This window comes from Acinetobacter sp. ABJ_C5_2 (assembly GCF_044538485.1).
Classification (GTDB): Bacteria; Pseudomonadota; Gammaproteobacteria; order Pseudomonadales; family Moraxellaceae; genus Acinetobacter; species Acinetobacter nosocomialis_A.
This window is the reverse complement of the sequence record NZ_JBIUCS010000002.1, coordinates 35,113-54,202: the sequence shown is the minus strand read 5'-3', so window position 1 is coordinate 54,202 and position 19,090 is coordinate 35,113. Positions and strand designations below refer to the sequence as shown.

Here is a 19,090-nt window from a genome sequence, read left to right as displayed (position 1 = left end):
TGTAGGGCATATTATCACGCTTTATTTTAAAACAGACGGCATTTTATAACTGACTGGGCTTTAATCACTTTCATTAAAAAGCATAGTGAAATGGGTGCAGTACCGATCATTTTTTCATACAATAGTGCCACCCCGATTTAGGTGTTGATCATGAGTAATACACAACCTGATTTTTTAGCCGACGAATTTTTGTTAGATCACTATGTAGGTAAAACACCTTTAGTCCGTTTGCAGCGCTTGGCTTGTCATACGCAGGCAACGGTTTTAGCAAAATTGGAAGGTAATAATCCGGCAGGTTCTGTAAAAGATCGCCCTGCATATAACATGATTATGCAGGCAGAAAAGCGTGGTCAAATTAAACCGGGCGATACGTTAATTGAAGCAACTAGCGGCAATACAGGTATTGCGTTGGCTATGGTTGCGGCAATGCGCGGCTATAAAATGAAACTTATAATGCCAAATAACATGAGCCAAGAACGCAAAGATGCGATGTTAGCTTATGGCGCAGAACTGATTGAAGTGACTCCACAGCAAGGTATGGAAGGCGCACGTGATTTAGCTTTGCAAATGGAAAAAGATGGCAAGGGTCATGTTCTAAACCAATTTGGTAATCCTGATAATGTTGAAGCTCATTACCTGACGACAGGTCCTGAAATCTGGAAGCAAACTGGCGGTAAAATTACTCATTTTGTAAGCTCAATGGGTACAACCGGTACCATTATGGGTGTTTCTAAGTATTTAAAAGAACAAAATCCAGACATTCAGATTGTGGGTTTACAACCAGCTGACGGTTCAAGTATTGCGGGTATTCGCCGCTGGCCAAAAGAATATTTACCAACAATTTTTGATAGCAGTCGTGTAGACCGCATTATTGATATTCCTCAAATTGAGGCTGAAAAAACCATGCGTAAATTAGCGCGTATGGAAGGTATTAGTGCTGGTACATCTTCGGGTGGTGCGGTTTGGGCATCCATCAAGATTGCAGAAGAAAATCCGGAAGCTGTTATTGTGTGCATTATCTGTGACCGTGGCGATCGCTACTTGTCTACAGGTCTGTTCTCAGTACAGGACGATAACTCATAATTGAGAGAAAGAATGCGTTTCCCAACTTTAGTTTTTGACATTGAAACTTTAACTGATTTAAAAGCGGGAGCGCATTTATATCATCTTGATTTGCCAGAGGCAGATGTTGAACAGGCACTCACAAAAATCCGTCGCCAAGAATCAGGTATGGATTTTCAGCGTTTGCCACTGCATGAAATCGTTTGTATCTCTGGTTTATGGATTGATGAATCGGGTTTTAGACTGTTTTCTTTTAGTAGAGAGCACTATTCAGAAGCTGAAATTTTACAGAAATTTCTATCTATTTTTGACAAGCGCCATCCTACTTTGGTGAGTTGGAATGGCTCACAATTTGATTTACCAGTTATTTTGTTCCGTGCCATGTATCATGGCCTTTCTGCACCGGGCTTGTTTGATCAAGGTGAGCTTGATAGCCAGAAACGTTTTAATAATTACCAAAACCGTTATCACCACCGTCATATTGATTTAATGGATGTGATGGCAATGTTTAATGGCCGTAATTTCCAGAAACTTGATGAGGTTGCCTGTATTTTAGGTTTACCAGGTAAACGTGGTGAATCGGGGTATCATGTTCCTGAATATGTACGTGCTCAGCAATGGTTAAAGTTAACCAGTTATTGTGAAGGTGATGTACTCAATACATGGTTTATTTATTTGCGTTGGTTGTTACTTAAAGGCCAAATTAATGTAGATGAACATAACCACTGGATTAGTTCCAGTATTGAATATTTACAGACTATGCCTCAACAGGCCGATTTTCTTGAAGTGTGGCAACATACCTCAAAACACACTGATTTTACGTCCCACTATTTTAATCCTTTAGATTTTTAGGTTCATTCTTTGAAACAGCAAGCCAAATCTCGCAAAGCTCAGCAACCTGAATATATTTTTCAGGTTGAAACTCTTTCTCATGAGGGGCGAGGAATTGCGCACTATGGTTCTCATCCGGATCATCCGGCAGATAAGCATGGTAAAAAGGTATTTATCCGTTATGCGTTGCCTGGAGAAACCGTAAAGGCTCAAATTACGCATGAGGCTAAACGCCTTGAAGAAGCTGAAATGATTGAGCTTTTAGCAGAACCTTCGCCAAATCGCGTAGAGGCAGTTTGTCCTCATTATGGTATTTGTGGTGGCTGTAGCATGCAGCACATCCATCCAGATGAGCAAATTCGCTTAAAGCAAAATGTACTTCAGTCACATTTGCAACACTTTGCAGGTATTCAACCTGAACAGTGGCTAGAGCCAATTCGATCTTTACAAAGTGATTATCGTCGTCGAGCGCGTATTGGTGTGCGTTATTTGCCAAAACCAGATCGTTTGATTCTAGGTTTCCGTGAGCATCATAGTAATCGTTTAACTTCTATCCATACATGTAGTGTTTTGGACAAAAAGTTATCAGATAGCCTGCCAGAATTGCGTACTTTACTCCAAAGTCTAAAAGGCAAAGCGCATATTGGTCATGTAGAATTAGCAAAAGGTGATGAGGAAACTTCTTTATTGGTTCGTCATGTAGAAAAATTAAACAGTTCTGATGTCAACCAATTAAGACAATTTGCGTTACACAAAGGCTGGCAATTGTATTTGCAACCTAAAGGTCCTGAAAGTCTTCGTCGTATTGATGAAGAGCAAGGTGCTATGCGGTTACATTATGCTTTAAATGCATTTGAGGTAAATTTTGCTTTTTCGCCATTGGATTTTACGCAGGTCAATGGCACAGTAAATGAACAAATGGTGCAATTGGCATGTGAATTGCTTCAATTGCAGCAGGGTGAAAGGGTACTGGATCTGTTTTGTGGATTAGGTAATTTTTCGCTTCCACTTGCACGATGTGTTGGTGCAAATGGACAAGTTGTGGGTGTGGAAGCAAGTGAAGAAATGGTGCAACGAGCAACGGATAATGCCAAGTGTAACAATCTGGTGCAAGCGAGCTTCTTTTCACAAGATTTAACAAAAGATTTTTCGCATCATTCTTGGGCAAATCAAGGATTTGATGCATTATTGATTGATCCTCCTCGTGCTGGTGCATATGAAATTATGCAGTATGTACCAAACTTTGGAGCAAAAAGAATCGTTTATGTATCATGTAATCCAGCAACACTAGCAAGGGATGCGGGTGTTTTGGCTCAACATGGGTACCAGTTAAAAAAAGCAGCGGTTATGGACATGTTTACGCACACAGAACATGTTGAATCAATTGCTTTATTTGAAAAAATTCAAGAGATAAACGATTAAAAACATGAGTTACATATCCAGGAGAATGGTATGGTCACAGTACGTGAACAGTTACCTGAACAACTAACTGAGTTGTCAGAGGAAACGACTGTAGAGCATGCCGCCGAAACACAAGTCGGTTTAGCCTCATGGTTGGATCGGGTTCGTGAAATATTAGATGGGGCAGAGCTTAAACAACTCGAAGAGGTTGCGCATTTAACCCTGCAAAAAGAGTTAGATTCAACGGTTAATCATCGTTCCAATACATTTGCTACTGGTGTTGGAATGGCTGATATTCTTGCGCATTTGCATGTAGATGAAGACACTTTATCTGCTGCGATGCTTTATCGTAGTGTTCGTGAGGACATTACTGATATAGAAGAAGTGAGGCGCAAATTTGGTGAGCAAGTCTATAACCTTGTCAAAGGCACTTTGGCAATGGGTAAGCTTTCAGAGCTCATTGAAAAAAATAAACGATTAGAAGACCATTTTAATAATAACCAGCGGGAACATTTAAGCGGCATTTATAAAATGCTGATTTCTGTGACCGAAGATGTTCGTGTTGTTTTAATTAAGTTAGCTGAGCGTACTTATTCTTTACGTGAGTTGGCGAACTCGTCACGTGAGCGTCAAGAGCGTGTCGCGCGTGAAATTCTAACTATTTATTCTCCATTAGCGCACCGTTTGGGTATTGCACAGCTTAAGTGGGAACTAGAAGATTTAGCTTTCCGCTATTTGGCACCAGACCGTTATAAAGAGATTGCTTCTTTACTCAATGAAAAGCGTCTTGAGCGCGAACACTATATTCAGTTCGTGATCGACCGCTTGAAAAATGAGTTGGCGTCTTACGGTATTGAAGCTGAAATTACCGGTCGAGCAAAACACATTTATTCGATTTATCGAAAAATGAAGAGTAAAAACCTAAGTTTCGATCAGCTTTATGATATTCGTGCCTTACGTGTGTTGGTCAATAGCGTACCAGAGTGTTATCACTCATTAGGTATTGTTCATCAAATTTGGCGTCATATCCCGCATCAGTTTGATGACTATATTACCAACCCAAAAGCCAATGGTTATCGCTCATTACATACTGCTGTAATTGCTGAAAATAAATCTTTAGAAGTACAAATCCGTACTCATGAGATGCATGATGAAGCAGAATTAGGTGTGTGTTCGCACTTTAACTATAAAGAAGGCTCAAAGAATACCGACCACTCTTTTAACCATCGTTTACATTCGCTTCGTGCTGTTTTGGAACATTACCAAGAACGTAATGAAACCACAGTACATCAAAATGAAGACGAGACAGAAGGCTTTGATCAACTTCAAGACTTTGAAGGTTTTGAAAAGATTTATGTCTTTAGCCGTGATGGTGATATTAAGGAATTACCACGTGGTTCAACTGTTTTAGACTTTGCTTATCATGTGCATACAGAGGTAGGAAATAAATGTTATGCAGCGCGTGTTAACCAGCGCTACGTGCCATTAACCTATACGTTAAAAACAGGTGAGCAGGTTGAGATTTTAACCAAGAAAGATCGTGAACCAAACCGTGATTGGTTGGTGAACTCTTTAGGTTATATCAAGACATCTCGTGCACGTGACAAGCTACGTCACTGGTTCAGACAGCAAGATCGTAGTAAGAACCTTGAAGTTGGTCGTGAGTTATTGAACAAAGAATTGTCTCGATTGGCGATTCACCCTAAGAGTATCGATCTTAACGACTACTCATCGCATTTCAATGTGAAAACAGGCGATGATATTTTGGTTAATCTGGTTAGTGGCGATATAAGCCTACATGCCTTGATTAACCAGATTAATCGTCAAATGCATCTGGATCAGGATGAGCCTGAACTGGTACTTAAGCCAACATTAAACCCACGTGCCAGCCATACTTTGTCTGCACATGGTATTTTGATTGATGGTTTAGATAACGTAGAGCTACATATTGCACAGTGTTGCCAACCAGTCCATGGTGAATCAATTGCTGGTTATATCACATTGAACCGCGGTGTAAGTATTCACAAAGTCTTGTGTTCTGATTATCAACGTATGATCAAGCAAGAGCCAGAACGTGCTGTTGAAGCCGATTGGGAAATGCAGCCAACTCGTGGTCAAAGTGTTCAAATTGTAGTTGAAGCTTATGATCGTCGTGGCTTACTCAAAGATTTAACTCAAGTGATTTTCTCTGACCAGATTAATATCCGTCAGGTGAATACAATTTCTGAGGCTGATGGTATTGCCAATATGAAGTTGCTCATTGAGGTCAAAGGTCTGGCTCAGCTTTCACGTTTGTTAGCTCGTTTAGAACAGCAACCTGGAATTATTAGTGCACGACGCATGATTCAAGGTGTTTAACTAGATTGAGAAAAGGCCGTCAATTGACGGCCTTTTTTATTTACCAATGAATTGGTTTTTCGCTAGAACCAGCGGGAAGATCAGCATCTGATAAAGGAGAAGAATTTACTTGATTATCAAAACTATCTGGATTCTGAGAAAAATTTGGTCTCAAAGATAAACCACGTAATACATCATTAACCACTTGATCTGCAAAAATTTCTGCACTAGATGGAGGAGTGTCTTGGGTAACTAAATTACCGATATTTGTTTGGAGTGGTTGCTTGATAGAACCAGCTGCTGCGATTTTACCTGTATTTACTTCGATTACACGCCAATTGAGTTTGATCGCATCTCGTTCAGCGGAAACCGTACCGTAGAAAGATTGGCCTTGTACAGTACGAGCCTCATTAATTCTACCTACAAGGATATAGTCCGCACCTACTTTTTGGGCTAATCTTGCCATTTCTGCTGGAGCACCGTCCCATGCAAGGAATGCATTTTCTGTTGCCATTTCATCAACATAGTCCCGACTCACTAAGCTGAGCTGTTTCGAATTTACCATTTGTGTACCAATGAGGTCCGCTACTTCTTGCACGAACTCATATGGATTTTCCTCTGAGGCTAAATTAAATTTTGACTCAACAACTTGAAATGGAAAAACAGCAATTCTACGTAAATGTTGATCAGCTACACTTGATTGATATTTAGCAATATAAGCTCGAACCCGAGCTTTGTAGTTTTTACCTGAACCTGAAACGCTGAGAACTTGAAAGCGATTGATAGCACCAGATGATTCTGTTTGAACACTAAAAACAGGTGAGCTTTTGCCTTGATATGACCAATGCTGATTTGTCATGACCATATTAACTTCTTCGGCCATTCCTATTTGTGGGCTGACTTTGGTTCCATTTACAGATTGGGCTGCGGTGAGTAAAGCTTCTGCAATAGCTTGTTGTTGTGTTGGTCCACTACCAGAAGCTTCTTTCATAACTTCTTGTAAAGCGGCAAAACTTGAGGTTGCAGTTAGACTTAATAGAACTGCACAAAATATTGTTCTCATAAAGGCTCTTTTTATTCATATAGCATGGCAATAGGTAAACAGTGCCATGCTAGAAAGTAATTAAGTAGAAATGCTTATAAGCCGAAAGTTGATTTCTTTGCAGATTTACGGATTTCTTTTTCGCTGGTCCATTCCACAATACCTGTTTTTAAATTCAGTAGTTTTAAAGTAAATTTGTAGTAAACATCACTTTTTCCACCTGAATTTTTTACAATGCTAGATAAATTACCATTGAGCATATATTCAGCACCAATCTGTGAGCCAGCTTGTACAGCTGTGCGTTTATCTACCATTCCACTACGTTGTTGATAAGCCATTTGATCTGCAACAGCGCCTACAGAAGTCATATCTACAAAACGGAATTTGCCAGAATTAATTAAACGGTTTTGAATGGTATCGGTGATAGATTCAGTATCAATATGTTCTTGGGATTTATTCTTGATCTTATCAACGAATAAAACTGGACGACGATTTTTCGTCATATCAATAATTGGTGGAAAAGCCAACATGTCATCCACCATTTTTGTGGAAATTTGCTGTAAATCTGTAGAACCAAAATCTTTGGTTAAAGTTTCAATAGATTGCGCATCGCCATAACTAACACTTTGTGAAGCACAGCCTGAAAAAAGTGCAGCACTGCTGATGGTCGTAATCAGTAGTAGTGATTTAAATTTCATTTAAATATCCTGTCTCTATATTTCAAACAATATTGTGAATTTTGTGCAGGGAAATTAAGGATAAAAGTTTAATTTCCCATGGGGTTTAGTCTTTTTTCATATAAATCAAAACATCAACTGCACCAGGATTAGGGGCAACCGATTGGACTGTTTTAACTTCGCGACCTTGTAATGAAATAGGTTTCCAAATAGCACCTTCTGGATTGATCTCCGTTCCTTCTGCATCAAACCATACAATTTTGTATTGGAAACTTTGCGCATAGAACCAACCATTCTTTAGGGCAAGAGATGCTCGTTTAATATCACCTAGAGTCGTCATGTTGACTCGACTAACGCCAATACGCGTAGCTAAAATAGGATTATTGGTTTGGGTGCGTACCGCACTATTACCTGTAGTAGGGTCAGTTTTTGTTTGCATAGCATTAGGAGCTGTACAACCTGTAAAAAGTACAGATGTAATTGTGAATAGACTCAAACAAATTATGGTCTTTTTCATTTTGAGAATCCTTTAATAATTAATGAGTAATGGAAAAACTATCTGTTAAAATTTCTTGATTTGCATCAATGCCATGAATAAAGACGGTTTGATTTGGTTTAACATCAATGCTGATTTCTTGAACCGTATAAGCATTTCTAAGCTGGATAGTATGTGTACCTGCGGGTAATGTGAGGCGAGCAAATTGAGCATTACCTGGTAATGTATTCCACGCACGTACATCGGCTTTTTCTGAAGCAGTGTTGTAAATATTTCCAGCAATTTGACCGATAGCGCCGAGACGATTTCCGAGTTCTTTTTGAACCATATATTTTGCTGTCGTGCGTGTAATCTGCGTAGCCATATTGGCTGCTACGTTTTCTTTTAGCGTTTTTACTGCTAAAGCACCTATATCTGTTAATGTTGATGTATTCGTCACAGATCTACCATTTACTAGAACCTGAAGACTTGCTGGACTGCTATAAGTAGAGGGGTTGTAACTAGCAAAAGAAATATTGACCAAACCATCTGGAGTTGGGAGGGCAAGAGTATTTGAGATTTTTTGCGGTACTAAACCCTGTTCTAGAAAAATAACAACGGGATACTGTCCAGATTTTTTATTAGAAGCTGTATCTAAACGTTTAACATCATTTTTAATAAATTCATTGGGTTGTAATTCATAAGCTTTTTTGAAGTCGACGAGAGCATCATTTTCTTCTCCCAAAGCTTCCCAAAGTGTCGCGGCCATATAAAAGGCGTAAGCATTTTGATAGGTGTTTTTAACTTTCCCAGCAATTGTATCTAATCCAGCGAAAGCTTCATCTAGACTTTCGGAAGTATCTGTTCCAGCTTTCTGTTTAGCTTTTTCTGTTTCTTTTGTATGGGCAAGTTCAATTTCTCGTTGAATACGTTGAGCAATACGCATTTCAACTCCTGCACTTTCTGTGTTATTCAGTGCTATAAAATTAATTGCCTGATAGACATGTGCTAGTACTTGTTCATACTCTGGAATTTTATAAGGAATCACACTGTCATTGCTCACAATTGAAAGAGCTTTGAATCCGAGTTCAGAGGCACTTATTTTCGCTTTATTATTGCGCTGTTCTAATAAGACAAATGCAGCTTCAAAAGATTTTTCACTTTCTTCATATTGATGGTTTGTCTGTTGTAATCGGGCTTTTTCAAGTAAGTAAAGTGCAGCATCACTTCCTTTCGCTTTTTTATCTAAGAATTTGAGCGTTTCTTCTGTAATTGGTTGTGTGACATTTGCACGAAAATTCTGTGCGGTTTGGTTGTAGTCATCAAAAAAGCTAGCGTGTGTGATTGAAGCAAGGGAAGTCAGTAAAAAAATATTAAGAAGTGTTTTATGGAGTTTAAAATGTCCTTTTTTGGGAATAATTTTCACAAAAAACACCTATAAGTTTACAAAAATAAACGCAATATAATTTTATAAACTAACCATTTCAATCATTTTCTTTATTATTAAATTTTTATTTTTCTAATGAAATTATTTATAAAGTCTTATGGAATATAGCTTTGAGTTCTATTTTAAAAATATTTTTTAATGATTTATTTGTTTGTAAAACAAACTAATTAAAATAATTTTATGTAAATCAAAGAAAATGAAAGTCTATTTTTTATGCATCATAATTTTAAATAATTTCATAAAGTAGAATAGGTGTTAAATTAATGAAATTCTTACTTTTAATTAGTCTACTTTTTAAACATTAGAGGGTTTTTCTAATTAATACAATTTATCTAAATAAATAATCTATAAAAAAGGCCATCAATTGACGGCCTTTTTTATAAGCTACTTTCTCGATAAATAAATATTAGTTAACCGATTTAAAAACTGTGGGCTTATGGTAGAGAGTTGATAAAGCAATTTGGTTTTTATACCAACTGGAGTGTGCGTAGGTGTCCAGAAATGAGCTTTTTTCTCGACAAGTGAAAGCACCTGTTGAGCAATATCGTTGGGTGTTAAATCGACTCCCATGTTTTGAATACTGCCAGCATCCATATTATTGACCATCGCAGTTTGTACAAATAACGGCATCACATCTAACACGCGAATACCATATTTTTTCCATTCCACATCTAAACCTTCGGTAATTCCTCTAACTGCAAATTTACTGGCCGAATAAGAAATGAGATCAGCTTGTCCGTAAATTGCAGAAGCTGAAGAGAGGTTAATGACGCGTGCAAAAGAAGCTTGCTTTAAATAAGGAAGTGCAGCATGGCAGCCATTGATGACGCCGTTTACATTAATATTGATTGTTCTTTGGTGTGACTTAATATCGATATTTTCAAAGGCTCCAGAATATAAAATTCCTGCGTTATTCACTAAAATGTTAAGCTCGCCAGCCCAGTCGGTAAATTCTTTTAATATAAGTTGCCACTGGCTGTAATCACTGACATCTAAATAGCCAGCACATGCATTAGGTCCTAACTCTGTTGCTAAGCTTTGAGCAAGTGATTCGTTAATATCATAAATGCCTACTTTATATCCTTGGTTGTAAAATACCCGTGCAATTTCTGCTCCAATACCTTGAGCTGCGCCACTAATCAGAATGCTATGTTTCATCTTTTTTTCTCTTTATCGGTACAATAGGACGAATGATTTGCCGCTTTAATTTTGATCATAGCAAATTAAGATTTTAAATTTACTGACCGACTTTTTGAACTTGAGGGTTACCATGGATAAATTGCTTAAAATTATGCAAGAGCTACGTGAGAAATGTCCGTGGGATCAACAGCAAACCCCAATGTCACTGACTAAATATGCAATTGAAGAAGCATATGAAGTCGAAGCTGCTATCCGTCAGGGCGATATTGATGAAATTCGAAATGAGTTGGGTGATTTGTTACTACAAGTTGTATTTCAATCGCAAATGTTTAGCGAACAAGGGGCGTTCAATTTTCAAGATGTAGTTGAGGCAATTAGTGAAAAATTGGTACGACGTCATCCACATGTTTTTCAAGCTGATCAATTTAATAACTTAACACCCGAACAAGTCAGTGAGTTATGGAAACAAATTAAACAACAAGAAAAGCAAGGCAAGCCACAATCAAGATTAGATGAAATTAAACATGGGCCAGCACTGTCTCAAGCACAGGAAATTCAAAAAAATGTCGCAAAAGTCGGGTTCGATTTTGAAACAGTAGAAGATGCTTATACCAAATTAGAAGAAGAACTAGATGAGTTTAAAGAAGCGCTAAAAAATCAAAATATTGATGAAATTCAAGATGAATTTGGAGATTGTCTGTTTTCATTGGTCAATGTAGGACGTAAGCTTAATATTTCAAGTGAAACTTCACTTTTATCGACCATACATAAATTTAGAAGTCGTTTTGCTTTTATTGAAGAGCAAGCCATAAAACAGCAAAGAACATTAGAAGACATGACTTTGTCTGAGATGGATGAATTGTGGAATCAAGCAAAACGACAATTACAATCAGGGGAAAAATGACATGCGATACAGCATGAGACTTTGGAAAAATAAGTGTTTTATTTTAATGATGTTGTGCTTAGGGGTAATTTCACCTTCGGTTTTTGCTCAATCTTTTGACCAGAACTTTCAAGAATGGAAGGCTAAACAGCAGATGTATGACCAAAAGTTAAACGTCTCTAAGCCTTCTCATTCTAATGCTTCTAAAAATTCTTATACTAAGCGTTTTAATGTCTCCACAGGGCAAATTCACTTGAATCAGGCCACTGTAAATGAGTTTCAGCAGTTAAAAGGCGTAGGTGAGAAAAAGGCGCAAGCGATTGTAGAATATAGACAGAAGAACGGAAGTTTTAAAAATATTGACGAAATTAAAAACGTCAAAGGAATCGGACCAGCTATTTTTGAAAAAAATAAATCACGTTTAGCCTTATAAAAGTTGTGTTCGTCAATTATCATTTCCTGCGCAATCTAAAGAGAATCAAATTGCCCTTTGTGTGTGTTAGAGCTATGATTAGCGACAACTTGTTATTTACGTCCTGACGTAGGAGACAGCGTCTTTTGCAAACCTTGCGAGCGTCAAAATGTGGTTTGTCCACAGCCCAACTTCCTTCTTCGATTTTAGATGTGATCGATAGTCTGAACAAAGCAGGCTATGAAGCTTATATTGTTGGGGGTGGTGTCCGTGATTTAATGCTAGGACTCAATCCTAAAGATTTCGATGCAGTCACCAATGCAACACCTTCTCAAATTAAAGAAGTTTTTGGTCGTCGATGCCGAATTATTGGCCGTCGATTTGAATTGGCACATGTCTATTCAGGGCGTGAGCTAATCGAAGTTGCTACTTTCCGTGCCCCTCCTAAAAAAGCAGTCACCAATGCTTCAGGCATGATTTTGCGTGACAATAACTGGGGAACCATCGAACAGGACTTTGCTCGACGCGATTTTTCTATCAATACGCTTTACTACCAACCACGTAAAGGTATTGTGCTCGATTTTTGTAAAGCAATTGATGATGTCAAAAATAAGACTTTGCGTTTATTGGGCGACCCTGTACAACGTTTTGAAGAAGATCCGGTGCGTATGCTACGGACGTTACGTTTTGCAGCGAAGTTAAACTTTAAAATTGATCCAGCGATTCTCGATATTTTTGATGTTGAGATGACGCAGTTGCTTCGTGATGTTTCTCCGCACCGTTTATACGATGAGTCTCAGAAGCTTTTCACAATGGGTCATTTGGCACGTGTATTACCAATGCTGATTGAATTTGGCGTGTGGAAACAGCTTTTTGCTGATATTCGCCCAGATTTGACGCCATTTATTCAACGTGCTGCAAAAAATACAGATCAACGTATTCAAATTGGTAAAACCATTAACCCTGCATTTTTTTATGCAGTTTTATTGTGGCAGCCATTTTTAGAACGTTGTGACTTTTATTTAACGAAAGGTGTAGTTCCAGCTGAAGCTCGTGCCCAAGCTGGTTTAGATGTTTTAAAACGTCAAGCCACACGTACAGTCATTCCTCGTTTTGCCGAAACTTTTATTCGTGAAGTTTGGGAAATGCAAACTCGATTGCTTAATCCAAAGCCACAGCAAATTGAAGCATTGGCAAGCCATGCGCGTTTCCGTGCAGGCTTTGACTTCTTATTACTTCGTGAAAAGTCAGGTGATGACACAACACAAGGAATGGGAAGCTGGTGGGATGCTTACCAAGAAATGTCAAATGACGAAAAAGAAGCTGCGATTAGCCAATATAATCGTCAAAAAGCGAAAAGTCGTCGTAAGGTTGCTGCTGAACTTGTTGAAAACAATAGAGTTGATGCAGAAATTGAGCCTTTGGTGGATGTTCCAGAGCCTCGAAGCCGTCGTGGCAAGAAAGAACGTGCACGACAAGAGCAGTCTGTTGACCGTTTTATGGAAAAATCTTCCGCATCACAAACCAATATGACGAGCGATCACCCAATCTTAAAGCGTAAGCGGGTACAACGTGATTTGAGCCAAGTTATTTTTGGACCTACGCAATGACAGTAACCACATATATTGGCTTAGGAAGTAACCTAGGTGACTCACGCCAAATTTTGTCTGAAGCGATAGCCAAGCTTAAATCTATTGGTGAAGTGAAGGTATCCAAACTGTACCAAAGCCCACCGATGGGTCCTCAAGATCAACCGAATTATCTAAATGCAGTAGCTCAGCTAAAAACTGAGTTACTTCCGCTTGACTTACTCGACCATTTACAGCGTTTTGAACAGGAAGCTGGGCGAGTGAGACTCCGTCATTGGGGAGAGCGAACTTTAGATCTTGATCTACTGATTTATGGCAATGAAAAAATACAAAATGAGCGCTTAACTGTGCCGCATGTAGGAATCTTGCAACGAGATTTTGTTGTGATTCCTTTATTAGATTTAGACGCTGATTTACATATCGATGATCAGCCACTTAAAAATTTAGAACTCTTACAGCAGCCGACGCTGACTGTACTTGCTGATGAGTCTTGGGCTTAAGCCTGACTTATACGTTCTGCAAACTCCTGTAGAGGATACCATCATGATTAGTCTAAGTGACTTAAGAAAATTTAAAGCCGAAGGACGTAAGTTCTCTTGTCTAACTTGTTACGATGCAAGTATGGCAAAAGCAATGGAACTTGCTGAAATTGATACTATCTTAATTGGTGATTCTCTTGGAATGGCAATTCAAGGTCGTGACTCAACTTTACCTGTAACTGTTGAAGACATGGCTTATCATACAGCGGCGGTGCGCCGTGGTAATCAGCATGCATTGATTATGACTGATCTACCATTTATGAGTTATGCCACTTTAAACGATGCTTTGCAGAATGCGAAAACAGTTATGCAAGCTGGTGCCCAGATGATCAAAATCGAAGGCGGTGCATGGCTAAGTGAAACCGTACAAGTGTTAACACGTAATGGTGTACCTGTATGCGTACATTTAGGTTTAACCCCTCAGTCTGTACATGTATTTGGTGGTTATAAACTACAAGCTAGAACCCGTGAAGCTGCTGATCAACTGATTGCTGACTGTACGGCTGTAGTTGAAGCGGGCGCGGCAGTATTATTACTTGAATGCGTTCCTGCACAATTGGGCCAAGAAATTGCTGAGTTATTCCCGAATACTCCTGTAATTGGTATTGGGGCGGGTAATGCGACTGATGGTCAGGTACTTGTAGTACAAGACATGTTAGGTTTGACATTTGGCAAGGTTGCACGTTTTGTGCGTAACTTTATGAAAGAACAATCTGGTGAAACAGCAATTTTAGATGCGTTTAAGGCTTTTCACGCTGCTGTACAGGACCAGTCGTTCCCAGCCAAAGAACATACTTTCCAAGTTGAGCTGTAATTCATGAAAACAGAAACCACTATACAAGGCTTAGCTGCTTCTTTAAATCCTGCTAGAGCTGCACGTAAAATCATTGGTTTTGTCCCAACTATGGGAAATCTACATGAAGGACATCTAACACTTGTTCGTGAAGCGAAAAAGTTATGTGATGTAGTAGTTGTGAGTATCTTTGTGAACCCGACCCAATTTGGTCCAGGTGAAGATTTTGATAACTATCCACGTACTTTAGAGCAGGACAGTCGTCTACTTGCTGATGTTGGTTGTGATATTATTTTTGCGCCTTCAGTTGAGCAAATGTACGGTACACAGCCTCGTTTAACTAACATTAGTGTTAGCCAAATTACGGATGACTTGTGTGGTAGTTCACGTCCGGGACACTTTGATGGCGTAGCACTGGTTGTCACAAAACTCTTTAATATTGTGCAACCGAATTATGCTTTCTTTGGTCAAAAAGATTACCAACAGTTAGCAGTGATTCGCCAGTTTGTACAAGACTTAAATATTCCATTAGAAGTGATTGGCGTGCCAATTGTTCGTGCGGCCGATGGTTTAGCGCTTAGTTCAAGAAATGGTTATTTGACTCCTGAACAACGTCAAACTGCACCAGTCATCTATCAAGGTCTAAAGCAAGCTGAAGAGCAATTACACCAAGGTAAAGATTTACAACAAGTCTTGGCAGATTTAAAAACGCTGTTGACAGACAATGGTTTTGTTGTGGATTATGTGGAAGCTCGTCAGCCAAACTTGTTAGCTGTTTCTCAGTTTGATCGCGATATTGTGTTATTTGTCGCGGCTAAATTGGGTGCAACACGTTTAATTGATAATTTACAAGTTGCCTTTACACCTCAATAATACATAAAAGGACAGCCATGCCATGAAGCGTATACTTATCGTGACAGGACAGTCTGGTTCAGGAAAATCTTCAGCTCTTCAGGTATTAGAAGATTTGGGCTATTACTGTATTGATAATTTACCTTTGGCATTGCTGCCTGAAATTGTGGCAAAGCTAGATCATGAAAACAATCTTGAGCAACTGGCTTTAGGTGTAGATGTCCGAAGTACACGGGCTGATATGCAAGAGTTCGACCATGTTTTTGAGCAATTACAAAAACATGGTACGGTTGATGTGATTTATCTGACGACACAAGATCAGGATTTGATTGCACGATTTAGTGCTTCGCGTCGTCCACATCCGTTGGCGAACCGTTTCAAAAGCCTTTTACAATGTATTCATGAAGAAAAGCAGTTACTGATTCCAATTCAGTTCCGCGCTACCGTTCATATTGATACTACAGATAAAAGTGTTCATGATTTAAAACATATTTTGCTGTCGAAATTAGGGCAGTCAGATAATCTGATTGTTATATTGCAGTCATTTGGTTATAAACATGGCATTCCTTTAGATGCCGACTATGTTTTTGACGTACGGCATTTACCAAATCCGCATTGGGATTTAGAATTACGCCGCTTTTCTGGTTTAGACGAGCCAGTTAAGCAGTTTTTAGAAGCAAGTCCGCAAGCAAACGAAATGTTTGAGGACATACATCACTTCTTAAAAAAATGGTTGCCGGCATTTGCTGAAGGGCATCGTCACTATATGACGGTTTCAATAGGTTGCACAGGCGGCCAGCATCGTTCAGTTTATATGGTAGATAGACTAAAACAAGCACTTGAGGCAGAATGGTCTGTTCAGGTCTTACACAGAGAAATGAAGCACTGGTCATGATAGACACAACTGTTGATGTAATTAATAAACTCGGTTTACATGCACGTGCATCAGGAAAACTGATAGAGGTCACTACGAAGTTTCGTTCTTCAATTCAGATTGGTAAGGGCGATCATTTAGTAGATGCAAAGAATATTATGTCGTTACTGATGTTAGGTGCAGGAAAAGGGACCACTTTACGTTTGGTCATTGATGGCACTGACGAAGAACAGGCATTAAATGAAGTACAGGCGTTATTCGCCGCAAAATTTTATGAGGCAGATTAATCGTGGCACGTCGTCCCCAGCGTTATACTGAAGAAGATTTTGATTCTTTAGAAGGACGTGCAAGTAAAACCGAACAGAAAAAAGCAGTTCAACGTATGGCTGCTTTAGGTGAGCAGTTAGCACAACTTTCTATCAAGCAAATTCAAAAGCTTCCAGTTGATGAGCGTTTAATTGATGCTCTTTTAGAAGTCCAGAATATTAGTTCGTTTGAAGCGCGCCGTCGCCAGTTTCAGCGTGTTGGTAAACTCTTGCGTAATGAAGATGAGACAGTCATTTTATCTTATTTGACTCCTCAACAAGGCGCGAAAAAACAAGCTCAACTTATGCGTTGGGTAGATCGTATGATCGAGCAGGGCGACCCTGCAATTAATGAGTTTAGTAAAATCTATAATGCATCAGAACGTCATACTTTGCGTCAGCATGTGTTAAGAATTAACCGTGATAAAACTCAGCAAGTTGCAGAAGCAGATCTTGAAGCATCTAAAGGTAAGTTTATTAACTACGTGCAGCAAGTCGCTTTATTGTCAGATCAAGGTTAATACCGTTTTAACTAAAAAAAGCGACATTAAATACGTCGCTTTTTTATTTCTGATATTCTTTAAACGCGTTCTTTTGCCCATTCACGCAAAATGAATTTTTGCAATTTGCCTGTTGAGGTTTTTGGAATTTCAGTAATCACTACATCTTTGGGAACTTTAAAACGCGCCAGTTCTTTTTGACAATGTGCAATAATTTCTTCAGGAGTCACTGTAGCACCTGTTTTTAATTCAATAAATGCACATGGTACTTCTTGCCAACGTTCATCAGGTTTTGCTACAACAGCCGCCGTTAAAACTGCTGGATGTTTATATAAAACGTCTTCCACCTCTAAAGATGAGATATTTTCTCCACCTGAAATAATAATATCTTTGGAGCGGTCAGTGATTTTTGCATAGCCATCTGGGTGGCAAACCGCTAAGTCTCCAGTGTGGAACCAACCGCCCGCAAAAGCTTCTTCAGTTGCCTTAGGATTTTTTAAATATCCCTTCATGACAATGTTGCCACGGAACATAATTTCTCCCATGGTTTCGCCGTCATTCGGAACGGGCTGCATCGTCTCAGGGTCTAGTACTCGCATACTATCTTGAAGTGGATAAGGCACACCCTGACGAGAGTGTAGTTGCGCTTGCTCGGTAATGGAGAGATCGCTCCATCCGGCCTGAGAGGCACAAAGCGCAGATGGCCCATAGGTTTCAGTTAAACCGTAAACGTGGTTGACATTGATTCCAATATTTCGCATACCTTCAATCACAGCGACAGGTGGTGCAGCACCTGCCACCATAACTTCAACATGATGCTGTATGTTTTGTTGTTTTTCTTTCGGTAGGTTAATAATCATGGACAGGACAATAGGAGCACCACAGAAGTAATCAACCTTATGTTTTGCAATAAGCTGCATCACCAGTTCAGGATCGACTTTACGCAAACAAATATTGGTTCCGCCACTTGCTGCAATACTCCATGCAAAGCACCAACCGTTACAATGGAACAGAGGAAGTGTCCATAAATAAACAGCTCGAGGTTTCATGCCACAGGCTAAAATATTACTAGCCGCATTCAAATAAGCACCTCGGTGATGATAAACCACACCCTTAGGGTTACCTGTTGTGCCGGAAGTGTAATTTAAACTAATCGCATCCCATTCATCTTGTGGTAAATGCCATTCGAAATTAGCATCGCCTTGAGCTATCCATTCTTCATATTCAAACGAACCAAGAAATTGGTTTTCACCCTCATATTCTTCATCAGCGACATCAATCACGATAATATGTTGGTTTGGAATGAGTGATAGAGCTTCTCTGGCTAAATTAACAAACTCAGGATCAACTAAAAGTACTTTAGTCTCAGCGTGCTCTAGCATAAAAGCGATGGTTTTAGCATCTAAACGGGTGTTTAGGGTATTAAGAACAGCACCTGCCATTGGTACAGCAAAATGGGCTTCAATCATTGCTGGTACATTTGGCAATAAAACTGAAACGGTATCGTTTTTAGTTATGCCCAATTGTTGAAGTTGAGAGGCAAATTGTCGGCAGCGCTGATAAGTTTCTTTCCATGAAATCTGACGGTTGCCATGAATGATAGACGCTTGGTCTGGATAGATATAAGCTGCACGTTCTAAATAGCGCAGAGGGGATAACGCAACAAAGTTTGCGGGTGTGCGTGGTAATTCATCGTATGCACTAACCATGTGAAATAACTCCATGTTCTATTTTTTAATTCATTCTTTGAAAATATGACTTAATATTAATCAAAGCATTAATGCTTTAGTCTTAAACATAAATACCCCTCAGTCAGGAAATGAGCACAAATGCTATTTTCAACATCTTAAAACAGTTCTGATGAATAATTATCCTATTTATGTATTTCTTAAAATTTAGGTAGAGCACTTATTAAAGTCACTTATTGCTGT

General features: G+C 39.1%; 19 protein-coding genes. 13 read left to right on the top strand and 6 right to left on the bottom strand.

Features of this window, described 5'->3' with window-relative positions:
- Positions 1 to 150: 150 nt before the first annotated feature.
- The 4 genes from cysM to ACH8JV_RS02910 are packed head-to-tail and all read left to right on the top strand — an operon-like array spanning position 151 to position 5,652.
- Positions 151 to 1,083, top strand: a complete 933-nt coding sequence (gene cysM, locus ACH8JV_RS02925) for a cysteine synthase CysM (RefSeq protein WP_002054567.1) — start codon at positions 151 to 153, stop codon at positions 1,081 to 1,083.
- 12 nt (positions 1,084 to 1,095) lie between these two features.
- The gene (locus ACH8JV_RS02920; RefSeq protein WP_396519632.1) at positions 1,096 to 1,914 is read left to right on the top strand and encodes a 3'-5' exonuclease; all 819 of its coding nucleotides are present in this window, start codon (positions 1,096 to 1,098) and stop codon (positions 1,912 to 1,914) included.
- Between the two features lie 9 nt (positions 1,915 to 1,923).
- Positions 1,924 to 3,315, top strand: a complete 1,392-nt coding sequence (rlmD, locus tag ACH8JV_RS02915; RefSeq protein ID WP_343568696.1) for a 23S rRNA (uracil(1939)-C(5))-methyltransferase RlmD — start codon at positions 1,924 to 1,926, stop codon at positions 3,313 to 3,315.
- A 30-nt stretch (positions 3,316 to 3,345) separates the two neighbouring features.
- Entirely contained in the window at positions 3,346 to 5,652 is a 2,307-nt protein-coding gene (locus ACH8JV_RS02910; protein WP_004698623.1) for a bifunctional (p)ppGpp synthetase/guanosine-3',5'-bis(diphosphate) 3'-pyrophosphohydrolase, read from the top strand.
- A gap of 40 nt (positions 5,653 to 5,692) precedes the next feature.
- Here ACH8JV_RS02910 and ACH8JV_RS02905 read toward each other — a convergent pair whose 3' ends face one another.
- The 5 genes from ACH8JV_RS02905 to ACH8JV_RS02885 all read right to left on the bottom strand — a co-directional run bounded on the left by ACH8JV_RS02905 (position 5,693) and on the right by ACH8JV_RS02885 (position 10,430).
- A complete protein-coding gene (locus tag ACH8JV_RS02905; protein ID WP_396519630.1) occupies positions 5,693 to 6,694 on the bottom strand; it encodes a CsgG/HfaB family protein in 1,002 nt (333 codons plus the stop codon).
- A 74-nt stretch (positions 6,695 to 6,768) separates the two neighbouring features.
- Complete coding sequence (lpoB, locus tag ACH8JV_RS02900; RefSeq protein ID WP_348911196.1) at positions 6,769 to 7,371, bottom strand: penicillin-binding protein activator LpoB; 603 nt, start codon at positions 7,369 to 7,371, stop codon at positions 6,769 to 6,771.
- A gap of 85 nt (positions 7,372 to 7,456) precedes the next feature.
- Positions 7,457 to 7,867 carry a YcfL family protein gene (locus ACH8JV_RS02895; RefSeq protein WP_004698617.1) on the bottom strand — a complete coding sequence of 137 codons (411 nt, stop codon included), beginning with the start codon at positions 7,865 to 7,867 and terminating at the stop codon, positions 7,457 to 7,459.
- 19 nt (positions 7,868 to 7,886) lie between these two features.
- A complete protein-coding gene (locus tag ACH8JV_RS02890) occupies positions 7,887 to 9,197 on the bottom strand; it encodes a COG3014 family protein (RefSeq protein WP_396520004.1) in 1,311 nt (436 codons plus the stop codon).
- 459 nt (positions 9,198 to 9,656) lie between these two features.
- Positions 9,657 to 10,430, bottom strand: a complete 774-nt coding sequence (locus tag ACH8JV_RS02885; RefSeq protein WP_396519627.1) for an SDR family oxidoreductase — start codon at positions 10,428 to 10,430, stop codon at positions 9,657 to 9,659.
- A gap of 112 nt (positions 10,431 to 10,542) precedes the next feature.
- Between ACH8JV_RS02885 and mazG the strand changes: the two genes are divergently transcribed.
- The 9 genes from mazG (at position 10,543) to yjgA (ending at position 17,180) form a co-directional block, all read left to right on the top strand.
- Entirely contained in the window at positions 10,543 to 11,316 is a 774-nt protein-coding gene (gene mazG / locus ACH8JV_RS02880) for a nucleoside triphosphate pyrophosphohydrolase (RefSeq protein WP_396480528.1), read from the top strand.
- Position 11,317: 1 nt separating this feature from the next.
- The gene (locus tag ACH8JV_RS02875; protein ID WP_396480530.1) at positions 11,318 to 11,728 is read left to right on the top strand and encodes a ComEA family DNA-binding protein; all 411 of its coding nucleotides are present in this window, start codon (positions 11,318 to 11,320) and stop codon (positions 11,726 to 11,728) included.
- Positions 11,729 to 11,853: 125 nt separating this feature from the next.
- Positions 11,854 to 13,317 (top strand): polynucleotide adenylyltransferase PcnB, encoded by a 1,464-nt coding sequence (gene pcnB / locus ACH8JV_RS02870; RefSeq protein ID WP_396519625.1) that lies wholly within the window; start codon positions 11,854 to 11,856, stop codon positions 13,315 to 13,317.
- On the top strand, positions 13,314 to 13,796 hold the full coding sequence (gene folK / locus ACH8JV_RS02865) for a 2-amino-4-hydroxy-6-hydroxymethyldihydropteridine diphosphokinase (protein WP_031982042.1): 483 nt from the start codon (positions 13,314 to 13,316) through the stop codon (positions 13,794 to 13,796). The genes pcnB and folK overlap by 4 nt, the downstream gene beginning before the upstream one ends.
- A gap of 43 nt (positions 13,797 to 13,839) precedes the next feature.
- The gene (gene panB, locus ACH8JV_RS02860; RefSeq protein WP_032047472.1) at positions 13,840 to 14,649 is read left to right on the top strand and encodes a 3-methyl-2-oxobutanoate hydroxymethyltransferase; all 810 of its coding nucleotides are present in this window, start codon (positions 13,840 to 13,842) and stop codon (positions 14,647 to 14,649) included.
- A gap of 3 nt (positions 14,650 to 14,652) precedes the next feature.
- The gene (gene panC, locus ACH8JV_RS02855) at positions 14,653 to 15,501 is read left to right on the top strand and encodes a pantoate--beta-alanine ligase (RefSeq protein WP_212285031.1); all 849 of its coding nucleotides are present in this window, start codon (positions 14,653 to 14,655) and stop codon (positions 15,499 to 15,501) included.
- Positions 15,502 to 15,523: 22 nt separating this feature from the next.
- Entirely contained in the window at positions 15,524 to 16,375 is an 852-nt protein-coding gene (rapZ, locus tag ACH8JV_RS02850) for an RNase adapter RapZ (protein WP_042076255.1), read from the top strand.
- Entirely contained in the window at positions 16,372 to 16,641 is a 270-nt protein-coding gene (locus ACH8JV_RS02845; protein ID WP_000567533.1) for an HPr family phosphocarrier protein, read from the top strand. The genes rapZ and ACH8JV_RS02845 overlap by 4 nt, the downstream gene beginning before the upstream one ends.
- 2 nt (positions 16,642 to 16,643) lie before the next feature.
- Positions 16,644 to 17,180 carry a ribosome biogenesis factor YjgA gene (yjgA, locus tag ACH8JV_RS02840; protein ID WP_004883153.1) on the top strand — a complete coding sequence of 179 codons (537 nt, stop codon included), beginning with the start codon at positions 16,644 to 16,646 and terminating at the stop codon, positions 17,178 to 17,180.
- A 59-nt stretch (positions 17,181 to 17,239) separates the two neighbouring features.
- Here the strand turns inward: yjgA and ACH8JV_RS02835 are convergent, their stop codons facing one another.
- The gene (locus tag ACH8JV_RS02835) at positions 17,240 to 18,868 is read right to left on the bottom strand and encodes an acyl-CoA synthetase (protein ID WP_396519623.1); all 1,629 of its coding nucleotides are present in this window, start codon (positions 18,866 to 18,868) and stop codon (positions 17,240 to 17,242) included.
- Positions 18,869 to 19,090: the final 222 nt, after the last annotated feature.

What these genes read in the sequence shown, in the direction of transcription:
- cysM (WP_002054567.1), top strand. Translation starts at nt 151, where the DNA reads ATGAGTAATACACAACCTGATTTTTTAGCCGACGAATTTTTGTTAGAT.
- ACH8JV_RS02920 (WP_396519632.1), top strand. Translation starts at nt 1,096, where the DNA reads ATGCGTTTCCCAACTTTAGTTTTTGACATTGAAACTTTAACTGATTTA.
- ACH8JV_RS02910 (WP_004698623.1), top strand. Translation starts at nt 3,346, where the DNA reads ATGGTCACAGTACGTGAACAGTTACCTGAACAACTAACTGAGTTGTCA.
- ACH8JV_RS02905 (WP_396519630.1), bottom strand. Translation starts at nt 6,694, where the DNA reads ATGAGAACAATATTTTGTGCAGTTCTATTAAGTCTAACTGCAACCTCA.
- lpoB (WP_348911196.1), bottom strand. Translation starts at nt 7,371, where the DNA reads ATGAAATTTAAATCACTACTACTGATTACGACCATCAGCAGTGCTGCA.
- ACH8JV_RS02895 (WP_004698617.1), bottom strand. Translation starts at nt 7,867, where the DNA reads ATGAAAAAGACCATAATTTGTTTGAGTCTATTCACAATTACATCTGTA.
- ACH8JV_RS02885 (WP_396519627.1), bottom strand. Translation starts at nt 10,430, where the DNA reads ATGAAACATAGCATTCTGATTAGTGGCGCAGCTCAAGGTATTGGAGCA.
- mazG (WP_396480528.1), top strand. Translation starts at nt 10,543, where the DNA reads ATGGATAAATTGCTTAAAATTATGCAAGAGCTACGTGAGAAATGTCCG.
- ACH8JV_RS02875 (WP_396480530.1), top strand. Translation starts at nt 11,318, where the DNA reads ATGCGATACAGCATGAGACTTTGGAAAAATAAGTGTTTTATTTTAATG.
- folK (WP_031982042.1), top strand. Translation starts at nt 13,314, where the DNA reads ATGACAGTAACCACATATATTGGCTTAGGAAGTAACCTAGGTGACTCA.
- panB (WP_032047472.1), top strand. Translation starts at nt 13,840, where the DNA reads ATGATTAGTCTAAGTGACTTAAGAAAATTTAAAGCCGAAGGACGTAAG.
- panC (WP_212285031.1), top strand. Translation starts at nt 14,653, where the DNA reads ATGAAAACAGAAACCACTATACAAGGCTTAGCTGCTTCTTTAAATCCT.
- rapZ (WP_042076255.1), top strand. Translation starts at nt 15,524, where the DNA reads ATGAAGCGTATACTTATCGTGACAGGACAGTCTGGTTCAGGAAAATCT.
- ACH8JV_RS02845 (WP_000567533.1), top strand. Translation starts at nt 16,372, where the DNA reads ATGATAGACACAACTGTTGATGTAATTAATAAACTCGGTTTACATGCA.
- ACH8JV_RS02835 (WP_396519623.1), bottom strand. Translation starts at nt 18,868, where the DNA reads ATGGTTAGTGCATACGATGAATTACCACGCACACCCGCAAACTTTGTT.